This is a genomic window from Shewanella sp. S1-58-MNA-CIBAN-0166 (genome assembly GCF_040310085.1).
Lineage (GTDB): Bacteria > Pseudomonadota > Gammaproteobacteria > Enterobacterales > Shewanellaceae > Shewanella.
Genome location: NZ_JBEOPN010000007.1, coordinates 77,060 through 95,652 on the forward strand (window position 1 = coordinate 77,060; position 18,593 = coordinate 95,652).

An 18,593-nucleotide genomic window follows, 5' to 3' on the forward strand; every position below is an offset into this window, starting at 1 on the left:
AAATATGATTTTTACTGTCGATAATGTGGTTGAAAAAAACCTGCCAAATGTGCATAACAAGCCTTGGTTAGCCGTGCCGACTAAAGCCATGTTACGTTACTTGCTTCATGAAAAGCAGTGTAATGACATTGCAAACGAACATGCGCATTTATCCGGGGTCGATTTTGTTGAACAAATTCTTGCCTGTTTGAATTTCAGTTACAGCGTCCCCAATAACGAAATTGAAAATATTCCCATTGAAGGTCGAGTGGTGATCTACGCCAATCACCCTATCGGTTCACTTGATGCGCTGGCATTAATCAAACTGATTAGTCAGGTGAGACCAGACATCAAGGTCGTTGCCAATGAATTACTAATGGCCATTAAACCGCTTCATTCCATTTTATTGCCAGTACGTAACATGACTGGTGGAACACCGAAACAGCACTTAAATGAAATTCATCATCACCTCAAAAATGAAGGTGCGGTATTGATTTTCCCCTCAGGTGAAGTATCGCGTTTACGCCCTACGGGTGTCACTGACTTACATTGGCACAGCGGATTTTTAAAAATGGCTCGCGCCTGTAATGCGCCGCTTTTACCTATGTATGTTGATGCAAAGAACTCCGCTACATTTTATGGTGCTTCAATGATTTACAAACCATTAGCGACGTTATTGCTGGTCAAAGAAATGTTTAAACAAATGGATCATGTTATGCCAGTGCGGATTGGCCAATTAATAGCAAAAGAAGTTGTCAGCACTCAAGACTTTCCGCTTAAAACTAAAGTGAATCTGCTTAAAAATCATTTATATCGCATTGGTAAAAATCGCAGTCCGTTATTCATTACCCAAAATGCCATTGCTCATCCTGAAAAACGCAGTGAGCTACAACAAGCATTACAACAATGCGAATTGCTCGGTAAAACCCAAGACAATAAACAAATCTATTTATACAAACATACTCACAGCAGTCCGATTATGCGTGAGATTGGCCGGCTTCGTGAAATCGCCTTCAGAGCCGTGGGCGAAGGTACCGGTAAACGTCGCGATACCGATAAATATGATAATCACTATTTTCATTTAGTGTTATGGGATAAAGACGAATTAGAGATTGTGGGTGCCTATCGTTTTGCCAGTGCCAAAATGCTCCACGAATCCATTGGTAAAAATGCGCTGTATAGCCAATCACTATTTGAATACCACGATGCGTTTGCTCCCTATTTTGACCAAGGACTCGAACTTGGCCGCAGCTTTGTGCAACCTAAATATTGGGGCCGCCGTAGTTTAGAATATTTGTGGCAAGGTATTGGTGCGTTTTTGATTAAAAACCCACAGTATCGTTACCTCTTTGGGCCTGTGTCGCTAAGCGATAGTCTACCTGTTCCCGCCAAAGAGATGCTGGTGTTTTTTTACCAACACCACTTCGCCACCAAACACGTTTTAGCGACTTCATTTAATTCATATCAATTCACCGACGAACGTCAGCATCAATTGCATCAGTTATTTAATGGCGATGACTATGCTGAGAACTTTAAAATACTCAAACGGACGCTATCGAATATGGGTGTATCAGTACCGACGTTATTTAAGCAATATGGCGAATTGTGCGACAACAATGGCGTACAATTTCTCGACTTTGGTATTGATGCAGAGTTTGGAGACTGTATCGATGGTTTAGTGTTAGTCGATATTCATCAGTTAAAGCCGATAAAATATCAAAAATACTTGGCTGGTCATTTACCTGAAAACAAAATTGCATCTTGACCAGATACAAGCTTATAACGTGAGTAAGTCGTTGTCATTGGCCGTTAAATGATTGTTACACTGATATTTATCTGATATAAAAGAATAAATACGTGGAGAATCGCTTATGACAACTGCTACTGAATTGTTGACAGAGACATTACCTGATAACCCGACTAAACATCTCTGTGTCGCGGACATCATGACTACGCGAGTGGTTACCATAGAGATGGATGACAGGCTGACACTGGCAAAAGAAATTTTTGACAACGTAAGCTTTCATCATCTACTCGTGGTTGATAACGAGCAATTGAGTGGCATATTGTCTCATCGGGACTTTCTACGGGCGCTCAGTCCTAATATCGGTACCGCTGCTGAATTAATTCGAGACACTGAAACCCTGCATAAAAGGGTTCATCAAGTCATGACTCACAATCCATTCACTATCGCCCCTCATTGCAATATCAACCAAGCAACCAGACTTATTTTAGACCACGATATAGGGTGTTTACCGGTATTAGACAACAACACCATCGTGGGCATTATTACTTGGAAAGATCTATTGAAGGCCTATTACGTGAAGTAAATGGTCTGCTTTTCATCTATTTAATCGTTAACAAAAAATAGTCTGCCTGTTACTACTGTATTTTTGAACTGTTCTTTTGATCTGTTCTTTTGATCGAATACTCATGTATAAGTTCCGTATATTATCCGTATATTCCGACAATACAACCCTGCTTCATTTATCATCAACCGCTAATATTTAAATGCCGAAAAATCATATTTTGGCAATAGCTCTTCCAAAAAATAAATATTACTAAGCTTGCCAACTAGATAGCTTCATTTCGTAAATTGTTCATATTTATATGCTGGAAAATGTCACATTACTCTGCTTTTATTAGACACAGGGCTCGTGGCTATCATGTGATAAGGACAGCATTATGATTAAGTTTACATACCACCTCAATCAAGACAACATTGAGTTGCAAGCGAGTAATTGGTGCGGACTAGAACGAGTATTTATTAATGGCAAAGTGGTGTCACGCAAGTTCAACTTTGGTTTACAAAGCATGCATGATGTACTGCTTAATAATGGCAAAAAGTGTCGTTTTCAATTAATAGTCGATCCACAAACAGAATTAGTCTCTTGCCGTATTTACAAACAAAACCAATTGGTGACTATTTTAAATCAAGGTAAAAAACAGCTACAAAAAAGCCAGTTCCTAATCGAAACTAGCTTCGTTGTTGTATGTGTTGGCATGCTCAGCTTGTATTGGTTAACTTAAGTTAAACATAACCAATGAGATTGGTATAACACAAGCTGGCTTAGGTATTAACCTATGGTGAAATCAAGCTGAACGGTAGATTTTGCTTCTGTTGGCTTACCATCAACAAATTTAGGCGCATAACGCCATTGACTAAGCGCTTCTATCGATTCTTTTTCAAACTGGGTGCCACCTTTAGAGTCAATGATCTCAGGTGATTTAACAAAACCATTTTCATCAACTGTAAACTCAACTTGCACCCAACCAGATTTTCTTCTTTGGGCATATGATTGCGGGTATTTTGGTGGTTTTCTAAATAACGGGGTTTGTTCTTGTTGGTCATTCCATGGCGTCATTTTACCAATCGCAATACAATGCTCAGTGGCTTTATCTCCTAGGCCTTTTTGCTCATACAGTTTCACTAACAAGGCATGCGCACGAAGTTCATAAGGATGACTATAAGGTAATGCCTGATATTGTTTGATAACTTCAACTAAATTTGTAATTGCTTGACTTGGCTTACCCATGGAATCATATAACGCAGCAACGAGGTAAGTAGCATCAACTCGTTTAATGGCATCTTCTGGTAACTTACTGGTATAAATATCGTAAGCGTCAAACGCCAAAGTTCTCACTGTGCGGGTATAATACTCGGTATGCGATAAGCGATGAAACGTAATGAGTTTTACTTCGGCAACCGTTAACTCATTGTCAGCTTTTTCTGCAATCTCTATTGCTTCAAATAATAACGTTTTCGCGTATTTATCATCTGTTGTCGATTCAGCTAACCCAATCAAAGGATCGATTAACTCGATACCATTATCGGTCACGTTTTCACGGTATACAGCTAATGCAGAAGTAAATAATTGATGCGCCTTAAGCGTCGCGTCATCTTCAATAACACGGCCTTGATTCTTTTTCTTAGGTTCAACCATTACCGCATTTGCATAATTAATGGCTAACTTAGCGCTATCAAAGCTGTCGTGACCGAATTTAATTTGACCTAACTCATAGGCTTGCTGCGCATATTTCAGCGTATCTTGGTTGTTGTGGTTTTCAACAGAAACATTGTATTGCTGGTAAGCGTGTGAAAAAGCTTCTGTATTTGCTGGTTCAGCATAAGCAAGTTGGCTCATAAAAGCCGCTGCTATCGATAAGCGTAAAAGTGTCTTCATAACGTTCTAAATCCTTTTTGATTTTATCCTTAACCTTTTCTCGCACTTCGCAAAATACTGGTCGAGTAATATTTTAATAAACAGCCCTCCACTTTTACCCATTTTTATGACCTACGTCAACTTACTGCAAATAATTGTAAACAATATGTTGTGAAATATTGTTCCATAGGCACACTAATTTAGTTGCTGGCTATTTATGTCAGCGAAACCATTACAGGAGCTAAGATGTCAGCCATCATCAAATTGCTCCAAGCGATGTTAAGCAGCTTCAAAGACCTTATACCCATTATCTTAGTGGTCAGTTTTTTTGAAATATTTGTGCTTCATCAAGCGCCTGCACAACTTGGATCTATTCTTGTGGGTGTGGTGTTTATTGTATTGGGACTGACCTTTTTTGTATTTGGTTTGGAAATGGGTTTATTTCCGATTGGCGAATCACTGGCTGAAGCATTAGCACGAAAAGGCAGTGTGTTTTGGTTAGTTATTTTCTCATTCTCGTTAGGTTTTGGCACCACATTAGCAGAACCTGCTCTTACGGCTGTTGCAAACGAAGCGGCACAGGTTGCCGCGAATGCTGGTGCGATAGAGTCAAACCAACAAGCCATGAGCTCCTATGCAATGGGCTTACGATTAACCGTCGCTATCTCGGTTGGTCTGGCCATTTTACTTGGGGTCATTCGTATTCTTAAGGGATGGCCAATCCATTACCTCATTATTGGCGGTTACGTGTTGGTGATGATCCTCACCAGCTTTGCACCAGCCAACATTATTGGTATCGCTTATGATTCTGGTGGCGTCACCACATCGACCATTACAGTCCCTTTAGTCACTGCACTAGGGGTTGGCCTGGCAAGCGTCATTAAAGGTCGTAATCCGATGGTAGATGGCTTTGGATTAATTGCTTTTGCCAGTCTTAGTCCAATGATTTTTGTATTGCTATACGGCATGGTGTTTTTGCAGTGATCGCTATCGCCAATAAAATGAGGAGTGGTTTTGCTAAATGAACTGATTAGCACTTTATTACTGACTGCTCGTGATGTCATACCTATTGCGATAATTCTATTTGGCTTTCAGCTGGGCGTGCTTAAACGCCCAATAAACCAATGGCGTAAAGTATTGCTTGGATTTGTTTATGTGATTATCGGCCTCACCTTCTTTCTCGTGGGTTTACAATTGGCGCTATTCCCTATCGGTGAGAGCATGGCCAATCAACTGACCACCAGCGAGTTTTTACACCCTGATGGTGGCAATGAGCCGTATATTTGGCAAGACTACTTTTGGGTTTATGTGTTTGCCGCCGCAATCGGTTTTAGCACCACCATCGCAGAACCGTCATTAATTGCAGTGGCCATCAAAGCCAACCAAGTCTCTGGTGGCACCATTGGCATTCAAGGTCTGCGAATGTCAGTGGCATTTGGCGTGGCGATTGGGATTACGTTAGGCTGTTTTCGTATTGTGGTTGGTGATCCCATCCACTATTACATTATGGCCGGCTATGTTGTGGTGGTCATTCAAACCTTTTATGCCCCCAAAATGATTGTCCCTTTAGCTTATGACTCTGGTGGCGTAACCACCTCAACGGTAACGGTACCGTTAGTCGCGGCATTAGGACTTGGGCTTGCCACCAATGTTGAAGGCCGCAATCCATTAATTGATGGCTTTGGCTTGATTGCCTTTGCCAGTTTATTTCCGATGATCACTGTAATGGGTTACGCCCAAGCGGTTGACTATTTATCCAAACGAAAAGCCACTAAGGAGTAACCTATGCGCTTTAAATTAATTGTCGCCTTTGTCGACGATGACTGTACCGATAAGGTACTTGATGCAGCGCGTGTTGCAGGTGCAACGGGTGCCACGGTAATTAATCATGCTCGCGGTGAAGGCTTAGAAAAAAAGAAAACCTTTATGGGGCTTACCTTAGATGTTCAGCGTGATGTGATTTTATGGTTGGTAGAAGAACACATGAGCCGCAACATTCTCGAAACCATTTCAAATGTAGGTGAATTTGACACTAATTCAGGCAAAGGTATTGCGATACAAATTGATGTTGAGGATGCCGTTGGTGTGGCCCATCAGGTTCAAAAGTTGAGTAAAGACATTGAGGATCAAATATGAGTAGCACAACCCCTATACGTAACCGCGACGTCATGAATAACCAGTACGTCATGGTTGATGGTATGCACACAGTGGCCGAAGCGATCCAAGAAGCCATTAGCAATAACGTGAATATATTAGTGGTAAATAAACGCAATGAGCATGACGAATTCGGCATGGTACTCATGAGCGATATCGCCCGCAAAGTGTTAGCCAAAGACAAGTCACCAGAGCGTACCAACATTTACGAAATCATGATAAAGCCAGTGCTTTCATTGTCTGCTGATATGGACGTACGCTACACGGCTCGACTTTTTGAACGTTTTAATATCAATAAAGCGCCGGTGATTGAAGCAGGTGAGATTTTAGGTTTTGTCACTTATGACAATATTGTACTTAAGGGGATGATTAAAAAATAATATCAATATACTACAGCGGGGCATTTTAGCGTGATGAAGCGGAACAGATTTCATGATCAGTGAGCCTAACCGCAACCTAACTGATTGGCTGACTTTGCCCTACAACTCGATCTATGCTTGTTAAATTTTCCGGTATTTCACAGACAATATTACGTCCACTATTTTTAGCTCTGTATAATGCTATATCGGCAATTTTGGTGAGGTCTTCTAATTTTGTCATTTGATTATTACACTCTGCAACACCAAAGCTTGCGGTTATTGATAACGAACATCCATCATGTAACACAACCATTTTTTCAATTTTTTTACGCATAAAATTAGCCAGTTGAATAGCCGCTAATTTGTCGGTATTAGGTAAAAAAATAATAAATTCTTCTCCACCCCAACGCGCTAACACGTCACTATTTCTAATATGTTGCTTTAGTGTATCGGCAATACTTTTAAGGGTGGCATCACCTACAGCATGACCATAATCATCGTTTATTGTTTTAAACCAATCGATATCTAACAGGATCATCGAAAATGTTTTTTGTTCTCTCATGCCAAGATCCCACAGAGGACTGGCATTGACAATAAAAGCACGACGATTATATAACCCGGTTAAATGATCTACTTGCGCGATGACTTCGGCTGTAATCCGCGCTTTATCAACTTGTTTTAAATTAAACGCTAACGCCAAGGCTAAAATAAACATTTCAATCAGCATGCCTACTTCAATACTGTGAAATAACATCGTGTTATACGGAATAGCACCCCAAGTTGTTGCGGCAGAAAGGGCTGCACCACCCGCACCTAAAAATACCGCAGGGATAAAAAATTTGACCATTGCATGGCCATTTCTTAAGGCTAAAAAACCTAAGCTAATAAAAATAACGACTAATAATGAAGTCAATGCCACACCAACATTAACGGCGAGTAATTGATCTGCGTATATAAACAGCGACACAACTAACAACACCAGACAGGCGTATATCGTTTTATTAAAACGATATACGTTAGGTAAATAGACTTTTAATTTAAGGAACTCAAAGCAAAACGCGATACCGAAAATGATGTAACAATATAAAAAAAGTATCATTGCCCAGCGCTGCACAAACAAATTTTCTGGCCAGATAACTTTAAAACCATGGCCCGTGTAAGCGATATTTAAACTTAAAAATGACAATAAATACAAAGAATAATATATATAGCTACTGTCTTTTAAGCTTACAGAAAGCACAATGTTATAAACGAATAAGATAAAAAAAGCGCCGTATAAAAAACCATAAAAATAATTCGTCACTTCTAAATTACTTTGAATGATTTCTTCGGTCGTTAAATACAGTGGGATCAACAAAGGGTCTTTTGACTCAAACCGCATTAACACCTGAGTTATACCGGGTTTAAATACATGCGGTTGAGCTACCATTCGAGTTTGATTTGTTCGCAGGCTAAAGGGGATGGCGTCACCCGTAAATGCTTTTTCTATTACCTGACTCTGTCGAATAAAATAGAAATCTGCGTGATCTAACCAAGCAGAGTCGAGATAAAAAAACTTTTTTAGTGGTTTTTTTGTTGAATTATTAATCAACGCAGACACCCAAAGTACATCATGAGTAAAACCAAAACTGACTTTTCCGTCAATATTTGGCGCAAACTGTCCTTGCTGGTATTGGATAAACGCATTCTCAAACGAAACATCATCACTCGCAACCTGCAGAATACTGACGTGTTCGTTAATGAATAACTCTTCAACAACATCTGATAATTCAATAGGTTTACTTGTAACGTGAAAACTATAAAAGAATAAAAAGATCATTAAGAAGCGAATAGTAAATACTCAATCGAATTGTTTGATATTAGATTAGCCTCTGATGTACTTTTTGTCTAACAAACAGGCAACATCAAACATATTTTTGTTCGATCTTATAAACAATATTAATACGATTAATAATGCCATTAAAGGAGCCATTAGATACCAACCGTTAGGCTAATTGCTCCACAATAAAATCAATTAATGCTCTGGTTTTAAGCGGCAGGTTTTTGTCTTTATACAGTAAGTGAATTGGCATGGCTTCTGGCGGGATTAAACAATCAATATTCACCAGTAAGCCCGCAGCTATCGCCTCACTCACGACAATAGTCGGTTGTAAAATAACCCCTAAGCCATCAATGGCTGCCCGGGTGAGTACCACACCGCTGTTTGATAATAATCTGAAATGACGTTTACCAAAAATTTGTTGATGTGCAATAGACAATGACCCATTGGTAGAATAGCTGAAGCCCAGACACTGATGGTGGCGTAAATCGTCACGCGATTGTATTACTGGATGTTGTGCTAAGTACTGCGATGACGCACAAAATTGCATTTCATAATTCATAATATGGCGTCCAATTAACGCCGAATCATCCAACGCACCTATTCTCACCACTAAATCCACATTATTGTGAATAGGATCGATGAGATGATTATCAAGGCGTAATTCCACATCAATTTGAGGATATTGCAGTAAAAATTGATTCACTATCGGTGCTAACACGGTATTACCAAAGCTGACAGGCGCATTAATTCTAATACTACCTCGCGGCGTGCCTGTCATCGTCTGTAAGGTATTTTCAGCTTCTGTAATAGACGCTAAAATCGTTTTACATTCTTGATAATACACTAACCCAGACTCAGTGAGTTCTTGCTGGCGGGTGGTACGGTTAATCAGCTTAATTCCAAGGTAGGCCTCTAACTGATTAATGTGTTTACTGACCATAGTCCGGCTGATATTAAATTTATGCGCAGCTGTGCCATAGTTGCCCTGCTCAGCCACATGACTAAACACCTGCATCGCGGTTAATTTATCCACTGAATATCCCTAATCCTGCATCAAACCAGTGTTAATTATAAACCTATGGTGTTTTCTGTAAACACCATCAAACCATTTTGCCTTGCGCCGAACTGGTTTACGATGACCCATTATTATTAAGGGGTCGATATGGATAACAAACTGGATCAACAAGGCGTGTTCATCACCGCCGAAATTCACATTAAAGACCAAGTGCCATTAGCACAGGGAATCGCAGCTGTCCGTCAATTTTGTGTGGATATGAATAGCGAACCAGGTTGTTCGCTTGCAATGGCGCTGCAAAATAAAACCAACCCTAAACAGTTTGTTTTTTGGGAACGTTATGATGACCAAGCTGCGTTTGATGCCCACTTTGCAGCCGATCATACCCAAGCATTTATCAAATCGGCATTAACCGATCTACAGCAAGCGTTTGACTATCAACTATTAACCACTGAGGGATAATGAATGTCTGGATCAATTAAGTGGGCAATATTAGGCACCAGTTTTATCTCTGGTGTAATGGCCGATGCGATTAAAGCACAAGGTCAAAGTACAATTTATGGCGTTGCAGGGCGCAACACCACAACATTGGCAGAGTTTGCGACCCAGTATCAAATTCCACATCAATTTACTGATTTTGATGCGTTAATCAACAACCCTGAAGTCGATGTTATATACATTGCCCTGCCAAATCACTTACATCATGAATACGTGGTAAAAGCTGCTGATGCTGGCAAAGCGATTTTATGTGAAAAATCACTGTCCGTAGATATGCCAAAAACCATCGAAAGTCTTGCGGCAGTAGCTCAAAACAAGGTGTTTTTCCTTGAAGGCTTAATGTATTTAGCTCACCCATTTATGCAACAGCTAAGCAAAACGCTAGCAAGTGGTGTAATAGGTGAAGTTAAAAGTATCCGCGGCCAATATTGCGCTGCCATTAGCCAGTTTGTTAACCCTGCCAGCCTTGGGGCATTATTTAACCTAGGTTGTTACCCTGCATCATTAATGCAGCTAGTGATGCAGCAACAATTTGGCACCGAGCTGAGCCAGCAATACCACATAGAAGCGACCGGAAGACGTGGTCAAGACGGTAATATTTGCGAATCGACTGCCATCGTCAGTTACAGCAATGGCGTGCAATGTCATCTTCACACCGCTGAAGACTATGGTCTGCACGCAGGCTTTACTATCTTGGGCAGCTTAGGATGTATTGAGTTCACCTCAAACCCTTGGTTACCAGAATCTCAGGGTAATCATTTTACCGTTAGGTTATATGAACAAGATGTTGAAGTAGTAGACGTTGAAGCCAAAGGCAATGGTTTTTACTATCAAGTAGAAGCAGTGCTTAACGCATTAGACACTAAGCAATACACAGTACCAAGACCCTTAGTACAGCTCAGTGACTCTGTGGATGTCATGCAAATGCTAACAACATGGCATAACGCCGCGTTAGAAAGCTGCGCTGCGAACCACACCACTGAACGATAAACACTCGTTCACCCGCTGTTGCTGAATCGTCGATAATTCAGCAACAGCAACGTAAGCATATTCGCTGTGTTCATCACTAAGCTGTATTTGCGCGCATTGCGGTAACTGACAACGAAAGATAAACGCTTGCGACTGATATGCACTGTGAAAATACACTCCAGACAGATATTGCACATCAACCTCACAACCCAACTCCTCTAAACATTCTCGCTGTAATGCCTGATGAATCGTTTCATTAGGGTCAAGTCCACCACCCGGCAAACCCCAATGTTTGTCAGCATAATTGGCTTTTAACAACAGCACTTGCCCATCGTCATTGGTGATAACAGCGTGGGAACTGAGTCTAAATAAATCATTAAATGCCATGATGATTTTCCATTTTAAATTAGTTGTGATTGCTATGATGATTACTACACTCAAACAATCGAATTAGACTTTTATCTATCGTTCAGAATACGACATCAAATCAACTCTACTCTACTCAATAAGTAATTGAGAACATAGTAATATAGATAAAAAAAACTAACATTTATGAAAGAAATTCTATTCTAAACATACACATATTCGATACTCATGGTATGTTGATTAGGACAAGTCAACCTGATTAATCTTAAGTTCAGTATTTTGCGTAATCATATGGCATTAATTTTAATTAAAAAGGTAAAGATGCTTAAAAAGTCGCTACCTTACTAACGCTTGTTTGTTACAAGGTTTGCTTTAAATTAGAGGCGGTATAAGTCTTAAATGAAAATTACTTTTAGGAAACAACAATATGTACATGATAGTTAAGCACACTCATCTAACAATAATTGCGATTACGTTTATATTTTTTATGATTAACTTTGTGTTAACGATGAAAGGGTCTGACAAGGTCAATCATAAATTACTAAAAATCGGGCCGCATGTTTTATATACTCTCTTTATCTGCACCTTTATTTATCTGGTTGTAGCAAATCCACTTAACCTGTACCCCTTTGTGAATGGTTGGGCTTCATCTAAATTAGGTGGTTTCGTACTGTATGTGCTCTCTATTACTTTTGCACTTAAGTGGGCCAAGTCAACACCGTGGCGTATTGTCGGCTTACTGAGCACAATATTTTGGTTAGCAATGACTGCACGACTTGGTTTTGCCGACCATCTTAAATCAAAAGGAATTGAAGAAGGTGCTAATATTTTTTATGACTTAGGCCAGTCTATGCTAACTGCTATTTGCTAAGCTGTTTTATTAAAGTGGTTAATTAATTTTAGCCACTATTAATAAGACAAATGCTTATGCGCGCGGTGTTTATTCATTAGGCCGATTTAAGATGTTTATAATAATTAGTCACTTGTTTTAGGCATGAGTGTGTCACGTCTACGCAAGTATTTAGGACAACTGTGGGCTTCCTCTTGGTCTGGTGTGGGTGAAGCGCCACGGCGATAGTGATAGCAGGCCATAGTCCAAACACGTTTAGGGACATAAATGTGTCAGCCATCAAACTCAGAATTGCACATAAACGAGTTAGTTTGCTTGACTTAGAAATGGACAAATTCAACTGTGAATTTGAGGACGTTGAAGACTCTTTACAATAGAATGCATGAGCCGGACAGGCCTTTCTCGCGCATCTGACCTATATGGATATTGGAAATGTCGTTATGATATCGGAAACATCATTGATCCTGTGCTTCAAGGCATCCTGCGTATCAGAGTCAGGCTAGCTTTCGTTGGCCATGTTAGTTTTCGGTTTATATGCGATGAGAAGCTAAGCATTACCTTAATTAAGCTTTACCACTTGTTTGATGGGTTAATGTGAACGGAGTTTCTAATCCTGAAATACTCCAATGTAGCCTAGAAAATTTACCGCCAGACATAAAAAAGCTACCTTTTGGTAACTTTTTCATGTTGCGCAGAGAAGCTTAAAAAATTACTCGTAATCAGTAGAATAAGTTTCTTCATAGGTGTGCGAGTAAAGTTCAAACAAGTTACCAAACGGATCTTCTAAGTACACCATTTGGGTTAGATTGTTGTCGTCTTCTGGGTGGTAGCGCATGATATCCATACGAGCTTTCCCGCCATATTGCACAGTACGTGCAATTGCCCCCTCAAAATCATCTGTTTGCAAACAAAAGTGGAAGATACCAAGACGGGTGAAATCAACTTCATGACGTTCTTGACGATCTTTCATTTCAAACATCTCAACACCAATACCGTCAGTCGTGACTAAATGTGCAATGTTAAAGCCTTTGAAGCCTTCACCAAATACTGCCACACACATTCTGCCAATAGCAGTTTCACGTTCTTCTTGAACCTTAGTGTTACCCATTACCACTCTTAGACCCAGCGCTTTAGTATAAAACTCAACCGCTTTATCCATGTCGCCAACCATCAAACCTACGTGATTCATTTTCATAACTTACCCCTAAAAACTATTGATTGATTCGTCATTTGTTTCGATGGAGTAATCTTACAGTGAACTAATAATAAATAAAAATTATCAAATATTATCAAATTAATAACTAAAATTTATGACAATTGATTGGTCAAAAAAGTAAGTTTTATCAAGTAATGGCTTAGCCAGAGTTAATATGACAGATTCAGCACAGCAAAGAAGCTTGAAAGCAATCAAGTAGAAATCAAATAGCAGGTTTTATAAATGAGTAGGTAAGCGCAGAGCCAAAGCGGACAGTTTATAAGCACCTAACTCATCGCGATCAGCTATATTCACTTGGCCAAATAACTGTATATTGTCTATTGATTGGTGAGAGACTCACATGCTTTAGGGAGATTAATGGCTCTGTCTTTCTATTTCTCGTTCAATTTCTAGTTCTATTAATAGTGCGGTATGTGCATCATTTGCTGCGTATTTTTTTTGATGATCGTGTAGAGGAAATATTGACCAATTTGATTGTTGTGCGCTCTTTGAGAGCCGTTGATTAAAAAATATCGCAACCGCAACTCTAGCGCCAACGCGTTGTTTAATTCGCGTAAAACGCATCACTTTTGAAGATAGTTCTTCTGTATTGACTAATTTAATTCCAAATTTTCTAAAAAGAATTTTTTTATCTTCTTTCAACCCAAAACCTACCTTCCTAATTGTTGGGTCAGATAATATTTCTGCGATTGCAGTAAAGTTTTCATAAAATTTAGTAGGAAATAAGAATACTTTAGATTTTGTGGCTAGCTGAATTAGATGAGGTCCATCACTGACCTCACCTTTTATAAAACAAGGTTTACTCTCTGTGTCAAACCCTAAACAAGAGTGTGTTCTTAACTCCGCTATTACACTTATCGAGTCTGCTTTGTTTGTGACAACGATTATATTATCTAGACTAATACCATTATAAATGGGTAAATCACGAATTTGTTCCTTTGTTGGCCTTTCCATTGGATCCTTATTTTCCAGAGAGTCAGTATTCATCCATTGTGCTATTTACAAGGCATAAATCGCTTCTTGGATTTGCCCGATGCCACATCCAAATTATTAGGTAACGGTTTACTTAACCTGCTAACTTTACACGACAAATTGCATGATCTTTGGCCATAAAGAGCGCTAGTCACCGTTAAAAATTATTAACTAAACTGATTCACTTTATTCAACAGCCGCATAAACTCATCTTGCTCGTCATCAGCTAATGCCGCTAAAAAACGTTGATTGACCCACTCAGCTTCATGAATTAAATCTTGTTGAAGCGCTTTACCGTTGTCGGTTAAAAATATTTGGAATGCGCGGCGGTTATCCGCTTCTTGATGACGGGTGATAAATCCCTGGACTTGCAGATGGTCCAGCAGACGAGTCATGGTGTAATTAGCCACATCACAACGTTTAGATAACTCAGTTTGGCTTAAACCTTCCTCTTGCCATAAGGTAAATAATACCGGCCAAAGTTTACTGTCTAAGTCGTAGCGCTTTAAGCGCGTATCAATTTCTTGCTGCAAGGCAATATTAAGATGAGAAATCAGGTAACTTAAACTTTCAAAGCGTTTCAAATGATACCTCCTACATCGTCAGTGAGATAAATTGACTGTGTTAAGACAAATACTAATGCCTACACTGCAGTTCAACCACACTTGAACAGATTTTAGATTACCATCTCTATACGTTAAGAAAAGCTCTTTTAGTCAAAAGATAAGTATTCATTGATATAACGATAATAACAGGCTCGGTTTAATTGCCCCACCAAGCCTCTGATTAATGGCGCGTATATGCCATCATCTGTGACGATAATATCTGCGATATTAATGGCTGAGAGCTGCGTACCTATGCTGCTGGTAAATATCAACTGACTATCATTTACCTGAACTTCCGTTAATGCGGCTTGATGATAGTCCACCAGCAGGAATGGATAGGCTTCAACGGTAACTTTGACTTTTTCGACCGGGGTGATTAATAAATACTCATTGTCGATACAGTGCAAAATACTACTGAACAAAGCCGCAAACTTTGCAGGCAACGGACTATTGAGGTAAAGCCAATCGCCATTAGCTTGAATATGAAACAGCGCTTCATCACTGCAAAGTGCCACACCTTGAGGGTGAGTATACGAACCTAATGCTGCTGTTTCATCTGTCATTATGCTTACCTATCCGAGTAATTTAAGTAGCGCTTCTATAGGGTGTTGCGGTTTAAAACCAGCAAAGCGTTTAACTTGGCTACGACATGAATAACCAGATACTAATACTTGGCTATGCTCAGCAATTTTCTCAATGCTTGGTTGCCAAGACATTTCAAATAACTGCTCTGAGCGTTCAAGGTTTTCCAGTTCATGGCCATAGGTGCCCGCCATACCACAACAACCTAAATTAACGCTGCTTAGTTTGGCACCAAAGTGGCTAAATATCGCTTTCCATTCATTAGCCGTATTAGGTTTGGCTGTCGATTCAGTACAATGACTAAACCAGGTGAATTGCGGTGCATCTGTTGCTAAAGCAGATGCTTCACTTCGGTTTACTACTACATCGGTTAACCACTCATTGGCCAATAGCACCTCAAATGGCCCACGACGCTGACCTAAGACCTCTTTGTATTCGTCGCGATAACATAACACTAATGCAGGATCTAACCCCACCATCGGCATGCCAAGGGCATGTACGCGGTTTAAGAAATCGGCACTGTTTTGCGCTGTTTTAGCAAATTTGTCTAAAAAGCCTTTAATATGAGTCGGTTTGCCATTGGGCTTGAATGGCAGTAATACGGGTTTAAAGCCTAACTTTTCGATTAATTGAATAAACCGATAAACCAAACCTGCATCGTAAAAACTGTTAAATGGATCTTGCACTACTAATACATGTTTACTGCGCTGCGCTTGCGGAATTGCGCACAAGGCTTCTAAATCGTAACCACGGCTAGCATGACCATCTAAACGCTGTTTTAGTGTCGGCACGGATAACTTAGGCGCATCTACATAACCAATGGCTTTTTTAATCACCCACTTGCTCAGCGGATTTTGCGAGGCCAAATTAGTCAATTTAGGCATCGCGGCCATCAGTGGTAAGGAATCTTCGATACCTGCAACTAAATAATCTTTGGCTGGACGTAAATAGCGTTTGTAGTAAATATTAAAGAACTGGGCTCTAAACTTAGGCACATCAACTTTAACCGGACATTGGCCCGAACAGGCTTTACAGGCTAAACAACCTTTAAGCGACTCCATAACTTCGTGCGAGTAATCATAGTCGCGCTGGTTATTGAGGGTATTTTGAGTACGCTGCATCCACCCTAGTGGTTTAGATTTTGCTAACGCGTCAACATCAACACCTTCTGCTTCAAGTAATCGCAACCATTCGCGCATTAATCCAGCACGGCCTTTAGGTGATTGTACTCTATCGCCAGTGACTTTAAATGACGGACACATAGGTGAATAACTACTGTAATTAAAACATAAGCCATTACCGTTACAGTTCATCACATCTGGAAAAGCATCACGCACTTGAACGGGGATTTGTCTGTCGAAACTGCCGCGTTTGGCGCTGTCGACGTTAAACATTAATGGGCCAGATTTAGGAGGCGCCACTAATTTACCTGGATTTAAGCGATTATCAGGATCAAACAAGCCTTTGATTTGCTCAAGCACAGCATAAAGCTCATCACCAAATACCGCAGGGCCATATTCACCACGGACACCTTTACCGTGTTCGCCCCACATTAAACCGCCATACTTAAGCGTTAAGGCGGCAACTTGATCAGATATCACTTTCAGTAATTGCTCGTCGGCAACATCACACATATCTAATGCTGGTCGCACGTGCAGTACACCTGCATCCACATGACCAAACATACCGTATTGTAAATTATGGCTATCGAGCAGTGCACGAAACTCCATAATATAGTCGGCTAAGTTTTCAGGTGGTACGGCGGTATCTTCGGCAAACGCTAATGGTTTACGACTGCCTTTTGTTGCACCCAATAAGCCAACGGCCTTTTTGCGCATGGCATAGATACTGTCAATATCCGTTCTGTCGGTAATAACTTGAAAACCCACTAAACCAAATTGTTGTTGGCTGAGCTGCCCACTGAGCATATCTTCTAGCAAAGCGACTTTCTGTTTCACATCGTCATCTTCGCCAGCAAACTCGACCATATTAAGCCCTTCAATGGTCTTATTAGGTACCGCTTTAATTTGCTCGGCAACTGAATGCCAAATAATGTCTTCGCGGGCAAGGTTTAGTACTTTTGAGTCAACCGTTTCGACTACCGTTGCTTTAGCTTGTACCAACGATGGGGCATGACGCAACGCAGATTCAAATGAATCATATTTGATGTTGACCATCATGCGGGTTTTCGGCAATGGGGTCAGGTTTAGCTTGGTTTCGGTGATCACCGCAAGCGTACCTTCTGAGCCCGTTAAAATACGCGATAAATCAAACTGGCTTAAATCATCGTTCCACACATGCTTTAAATCATAGCCCGTTAGAAAACGATTCAATTTTGGAAAACGTTCAATGATGGTGTCACGCTTTACGCGACAAACTTCTGCGACTTGACTGGCAATGCGATTTCCTAGTTGGTTGTCACCAAAAGGTTGCTCAGCCAGTTTGTCTTGGTCGATTGGTGTGGTGGTTAATACGCTGCCATCAATCAGTACACTGGTTATGCCTAACACATGATCGGAGGTTTTACCGTAAACTAATGAACCTGCACCAGATGCATCGGTATTGACCATGCCACCAACAGTTGCACGGTTTGACGTTGATAAGTCGGGACTGAAAAAGAATCCATGTGGACGTAAGGCGTCATTTAACGCATCTTTCACTACACCGGCTTGTACCCTCGCCCAACCTTCCTCGGCATTAATTTCTAGCACTTGGTTTAAGTGGCGTGACACATCTAAAATTAATCCGTGGGTAAGCGATTGGCCATTTGTTCCCGTTCCGCCGCCACGCGCACTAAAGGTCACTTGTTTATATTGTGGTTGTGCCGCTAACGATAACACCAGCTCGACATCTTGTTGATGTAGAGGATATATCACCGCTTGGGGCAAAAATTGATACACCGAATTATCGGTTGCCTGAATAAGCCGCGCACTGTAACGCTTGTCTATTTCACCTTCAAACTCGCTTTGTTCAAGCGCGTCAAGATACTCAAGATAGATAGGTTCTAATGTTTGTTTATGTGATAGCAAAGGTAACATAGAGG

Annotated in this window: 19 protein-coding genes; 10 read left to right on the top strand and 9 right to left on the bottom strand. The window is 40.4% G+C overall.

All coding sequences use genetic code 11. The features are described from left to right. The first annotated feature begins 4 nt into the window (after positions 1-4). From olsF to AAEY99_RS06415, 3 genes are all read left to right on the top strand, one after another. Positions 5-1,744 carry a bifunctional ornithine lipid synthase OlsF gene (olsF, locus tag AAEY99_RS06405; RefSeq protein WP_351009706.1) on the top strand — a complete coding sequence of 580 codons (1,740 nt, stop codon included), beginning with the start codon at positions 5-7 and terminating at the stop codon, positions 1,742-1,744. A gap of 106 nt (positions 1,745-1,850) precedes the next feature. Then, positions 1,851-2,309, top strand: a complete 459-nt coding sequence (locus tag AAEY99_RS06410) for a CBS domain-containing protein (RefSeq protein WP_351009708.1) — start codon at positions 1,851-1,853, stop codon at positions 2,307-2,309. A 355-nt stretch (positions 2,310-2,664) separates the two neighbouring features. Next, complete coding sequence (locus tag AAEY99_RS06415) at positions 2,665-3,009, top strand: hypothetical protein (protein WP_101086947.1); 345 nt, start codon at positions 2,665-2,667, stop codon at positions 3,007-3,009. A gap of 47 nt (positions 3,010-3,056) precedes the next feature. On the opposite strand, the gene AAEY99_RS06420 is transcribed toward AAEY99_RS06415, so the two are convergent. Next, positions 3,057-4,163, bottom strand: coding sequence for an energy transducer TonB (locus AAEY99_RS06420; RefSeq protein WP_351009711.1), 1,107 nt, complete (start codon positions 4,161-4,163; stop codon positions 3,057-3,059). 225 nt (positions 4,164-4,388) lie between these two features. Here AAEY99_RS06420 and AAEY99_RS06425 point away from each other — a divergent pair, with 225 nt between their 5' ends. Genes AAEY99_RS06425 through AAEY99_RS06440 form a run of 4 tightly spaced genes read left to right on the top strand, consistent with a single transcriptional unit; the run spans position 4,389 to position 6,676 of the window. Next, positions 4,389-5,126 (top strand): DUF1538 domain-containing protein, encoded by a 738-nt coding sequence (locus AAEY99_RS06425; protein ID WP_101086945.1) that lies wholly within the window; start codon positions 4,389-4,391, stop codon positions 5,124-5,126. Positions 5,127-5,150: 24 nt separating this feature from the next. After that, positions 5,151-5,924: a DUF1538 domain-containing protein gene (locus tag AAEY99_RS06430; protein ID WP_101086944.1), complete on the top strand. Its 774-nt coding sequence runs from the start codon at positions 5,151-5,153 to the stop codon at positions 5,922-5,924. Between the two features lie 3 nt (positions 5,925-5,927). After that, positions 5,928-6,278: a P-II family nitrogen regulator gene (locus tag AAEY99_RS06435; RefSeq protein ID WP_011637728.1), complete on the top strand. Its 351-nt coding sequence runs from the start codon at positions 5,928-5,930 to the stop codon at positions 6,276-6,278. Next, positions 6,275-6,676: a CBS domain-containing protein gene (locus AAEY99_RS06440; protein ID WP_101086943.1), complete on the top strand. Its 402-nt coding sequence runs from the start codon at positions 6,275-6,277 to the stop codon at positions 6,674-6,676. The genes AAEY99_RS06435 and AAEY99_RS06440 overlap by 4 nt, the downstream gene beginning before the upstream one ends. Before the next feature lie 76 nt (positions 6,677-6,752). On the opposite strand, the gene AAEY99_RS06445 is transcribed toward AAEY99_RS06440, so the two are convergent. Beyond that, positions 6,753-8,474 carry a sensor domain-containing diguanylate cyclase gene (locus AAEY99_RS06445; protein WP_351009715.1) on the bottom strand — a complete coding sequence of 574 codons (1,722 nt, stop codon included), beginning with the start codon at positions 8,472-8,474 and terminating at the stop codon, positions 6,753-6,755. A gap of 166 nt (positions 8,475-8,640) precedes the next feature. After that, positions 8,641-9,510: a LysR family transcriptional regulator gene (locus AAEY99_RS06450; RefSeq protein ID WP_101086941.1), complete on the bottom strand. Its 870-nt coding sequence runs from the start codon at positions 9,508-9,510 to the stop codon at positions 8,641-8,643. 129 nt (positions 9,511-9,639) lie between these two features. On the opposite strand from AAEY99_RS06450, the gene AAEY99_RS06455 reads away from it, so the two are divergent. Continuing rightward, a complete protein-coding gene (locus AAEY99_RS06455; protein ID WP_242445139.1) occupies positions 9,640-9,954 on the top strand; it encodes a putative quinol monooxygenase in 315 nt (104 codons plus the stop codon). A gap of 3 nt (positions 9,955-9,957) precedes the next feature. Beyond that, positions 9,958-10,980, top strand: a complete 1,023-nt coding sequence (locus AAEY99_RS06460; RefSeq protein ID WP_220487264.1) for a Gfo/Idh/MocA family protein — start codon at positions 9,958-9,960, stop codon at positions 10,978-10,980. Here the strand turns inward: AAEY99_RS06460 and AAEY99_RS06465 are convergent. Further along, the gene (locus AAEY99_RS06465; RefSeq protein WP_335692480.1) at positions 10,942-11,346 is read right to left on the bottom strand and encodes an NUDIX hydrolase; all 405 of its coding nucleotides are present in this window, start codon (positions 11,344-11,346) and stop codon (positions 10,942-10,944) included. The genes AAEY99_RS06460 and AAEY99_RS06465 overlap by 39 nt on opposite strands. 412 nt (positions 11,347-11,758) lie before the next feature. Between AAEY99_RS06465 and AAEY99_RS06470 the strand changes: the two genes are divergently transcribed. Continuing rightward, entirely contained in the window at positions 11,759-12,196 is a 438-nt protein-coding gene (locus tag AAEY99_RS06470; RefSeq protein WP_335692494.1) for a SirB2 family protein, read from the top strand. A 688-nt stretch (positions 12,197-12,884) separates the two neighbouring features. On the opposite strand, the gene AAEY99_RS06475 is transcribed toward AAEY99_RS06470, so the two are convergent. The 5 genes from AAEY99_RS06475 to ydiJ all read right to left on the bottom strand — a co-directional run bounded on the left by AAEY99_RS06475 (position 12,885) and on the right by ydiJ (position 18,588). Next, positions 12,885-13,370 (bottom strand): VOC family protein, encoded by a 486-nt coding sequence (locus AAEY99_RS06475; protein ID WP_101086938.1) that lies wholly within the window; start codon positions 13,368-13,370, stop codon positions 12,885-12,887. A 375-nt stretch (positions 13,371-13,745) separates the two neighbouring features. Beyond that, positions 13,746-14,378, bottom strand: coding sequence for a 3'-5' exonuclease (locus AAEY99_RS06480; RefSeq protein ID WP_351009718.1), 633 nt, complete (start codon positions 14,376-14,378; stop codon positions 13,746-13,748). Between the two features lie 152 nt (positions 14,379-14,530). Continuing rightward, entirely contained in the window at positions 14,531-14,947 is a 417-nt protein-coding gene (locus AAEY99_RS06485; RefSeq protein WP_101086936.1) for a MarR family winged helix-turn-helix transcriptional regulator, read from the bottom strand. A gap of 128 nt (positions 14,948-15,075) precedes the next feature. Then, complete coding sequence (locus tag AAEY99_RS06490; protein ID WP_101086935.1) at positions 15,076-15,531, bottom strand: DUF1285 domain-containing protein; 456 nt, start codon at positions 15,529-15,531, stop codon at positions 15,076-15,078. A 9-nt stretch (positions 15,532-15,540) separates the two neighbouring features. Beyond that, on the bottom strand, positions 15,541-18,588 hold the full coding sequence (gene ydiJ / locus AAEY99_RS06495; protein ID WP_101087221.1) for a D-2-hydroxyglutarate dehydrogenase YdiJ: 3,048 nt from the start codon (positions 18,586-18,588) through the stop codon (positions 15,541-15,543). Between the last annotated feature and the right edge of the window lie 5 nt (positions 18,589-18,593).

Coding starts and splice junctions, on each gene's coding strand:
- olsF (WP_351009706.1), top strand. CDS start 5: ATGATTTTTACTGTCGATAATGTGGTTGAAAAAAACCTGCCAAATGTG.
- AAEY99_RS06475 (WP_101086938.1), bottom strand. CDS start 13,370: ATGAAAATGAATCACGTAGGTTTGATGGTTGGCGACATGGATAAAGCG.
- AAEY99_RS06440 (WP_101086943.1), top strand. CDS start 6,275: ATGAGTAGCACAACCCCTATACGTAACCGCGACGTCATGAATAACCAG.
- AAEY99_RS06435 (WP_011637728.1), top strand. CDS start 5,928: ATGCGCTTTAAATTAATTGTCGCCTTTGTCGACGATGACTGTACCGAT.
- AAEY99_RS06415 (WP_101086947.1), top strand. CDS start 2,665: ATGATTAAGTTTACATACCACCTCAATCAAGACAACATTGAGTTGCAA.
- AAEY99_RS06460 (WP_220487264.1), top strand. CDS start 9,958: ATGTCTGGATCAATTAAGTGGGCAATATTAGGCACCAGTTTTATCTCT.
- AAEY99_RS06470 (WP_335692494.1), top strand. CDS start 11,759: ATGATAGTTAAGCACACTCATCTAACAATAATTGCGATTACGTTTATA.
- AAEY99_RS06445 (WP_351009715.1), bottom strand. CDS start 8,474: ATGATCTTTTTATTCTTTTATAGTTTTCACGTTACAAGTAAACCTATT.
- AAEY99_RS06420 (WP_351009711.1), bottom strand. CDS start 4,163: ATGAAGACACTTTTACGCTTATCGATAGCAGCGGCTTTTATGAGCCAA.
- AAEY99_RS06410 (WP_351009708.1), top strand. CDS start 1,851: ATGACAACTGCTACTGAATTGTTGACAGAGACATTACCTGATAACCCG.
- ydiJ (WP_101087221.1), bottom strand. CDS start 18,588: ATGTTACCTTTGCTATCACATAAACAAACATTAGAACCTATCTATCTT.
- AAEY99_RS06425 (WP_101086945.1), top strand. CDS start 4,389: ATGTCAGCCATCATCAAATTGCTCCAAGCGATGTTAAGCAGCTTCAAA.
- AAEY99_RS06480 (WP_351009718.1), bottom strand. CDS start 14,378: ATGAATACTGACTCTCTGGAAAATAAGGATCCAATGGAAAGGCCAACA.
- AAEY99_RS06455 (WP_242445139.1), top strand. CDS start 9,640: ATGGATAACAAACTGGATCAACAAGGCGTGTTCATCACCGCCGAAATT.
- AAEY99_RS06490 (WP_101086935.1), bottom strand. CDS start 15,531: ATGACAGATGAAACAGCAGCATTAGGTTCGTATACTCACCCTCAAGGT.
- AAEY99_RS06465 (WP_335692480.1), bottom strand. CDS start 11,346: ATGGCATTTAATGATTTATTTAGACTCAGTTCCCACGCTGTTATCACC.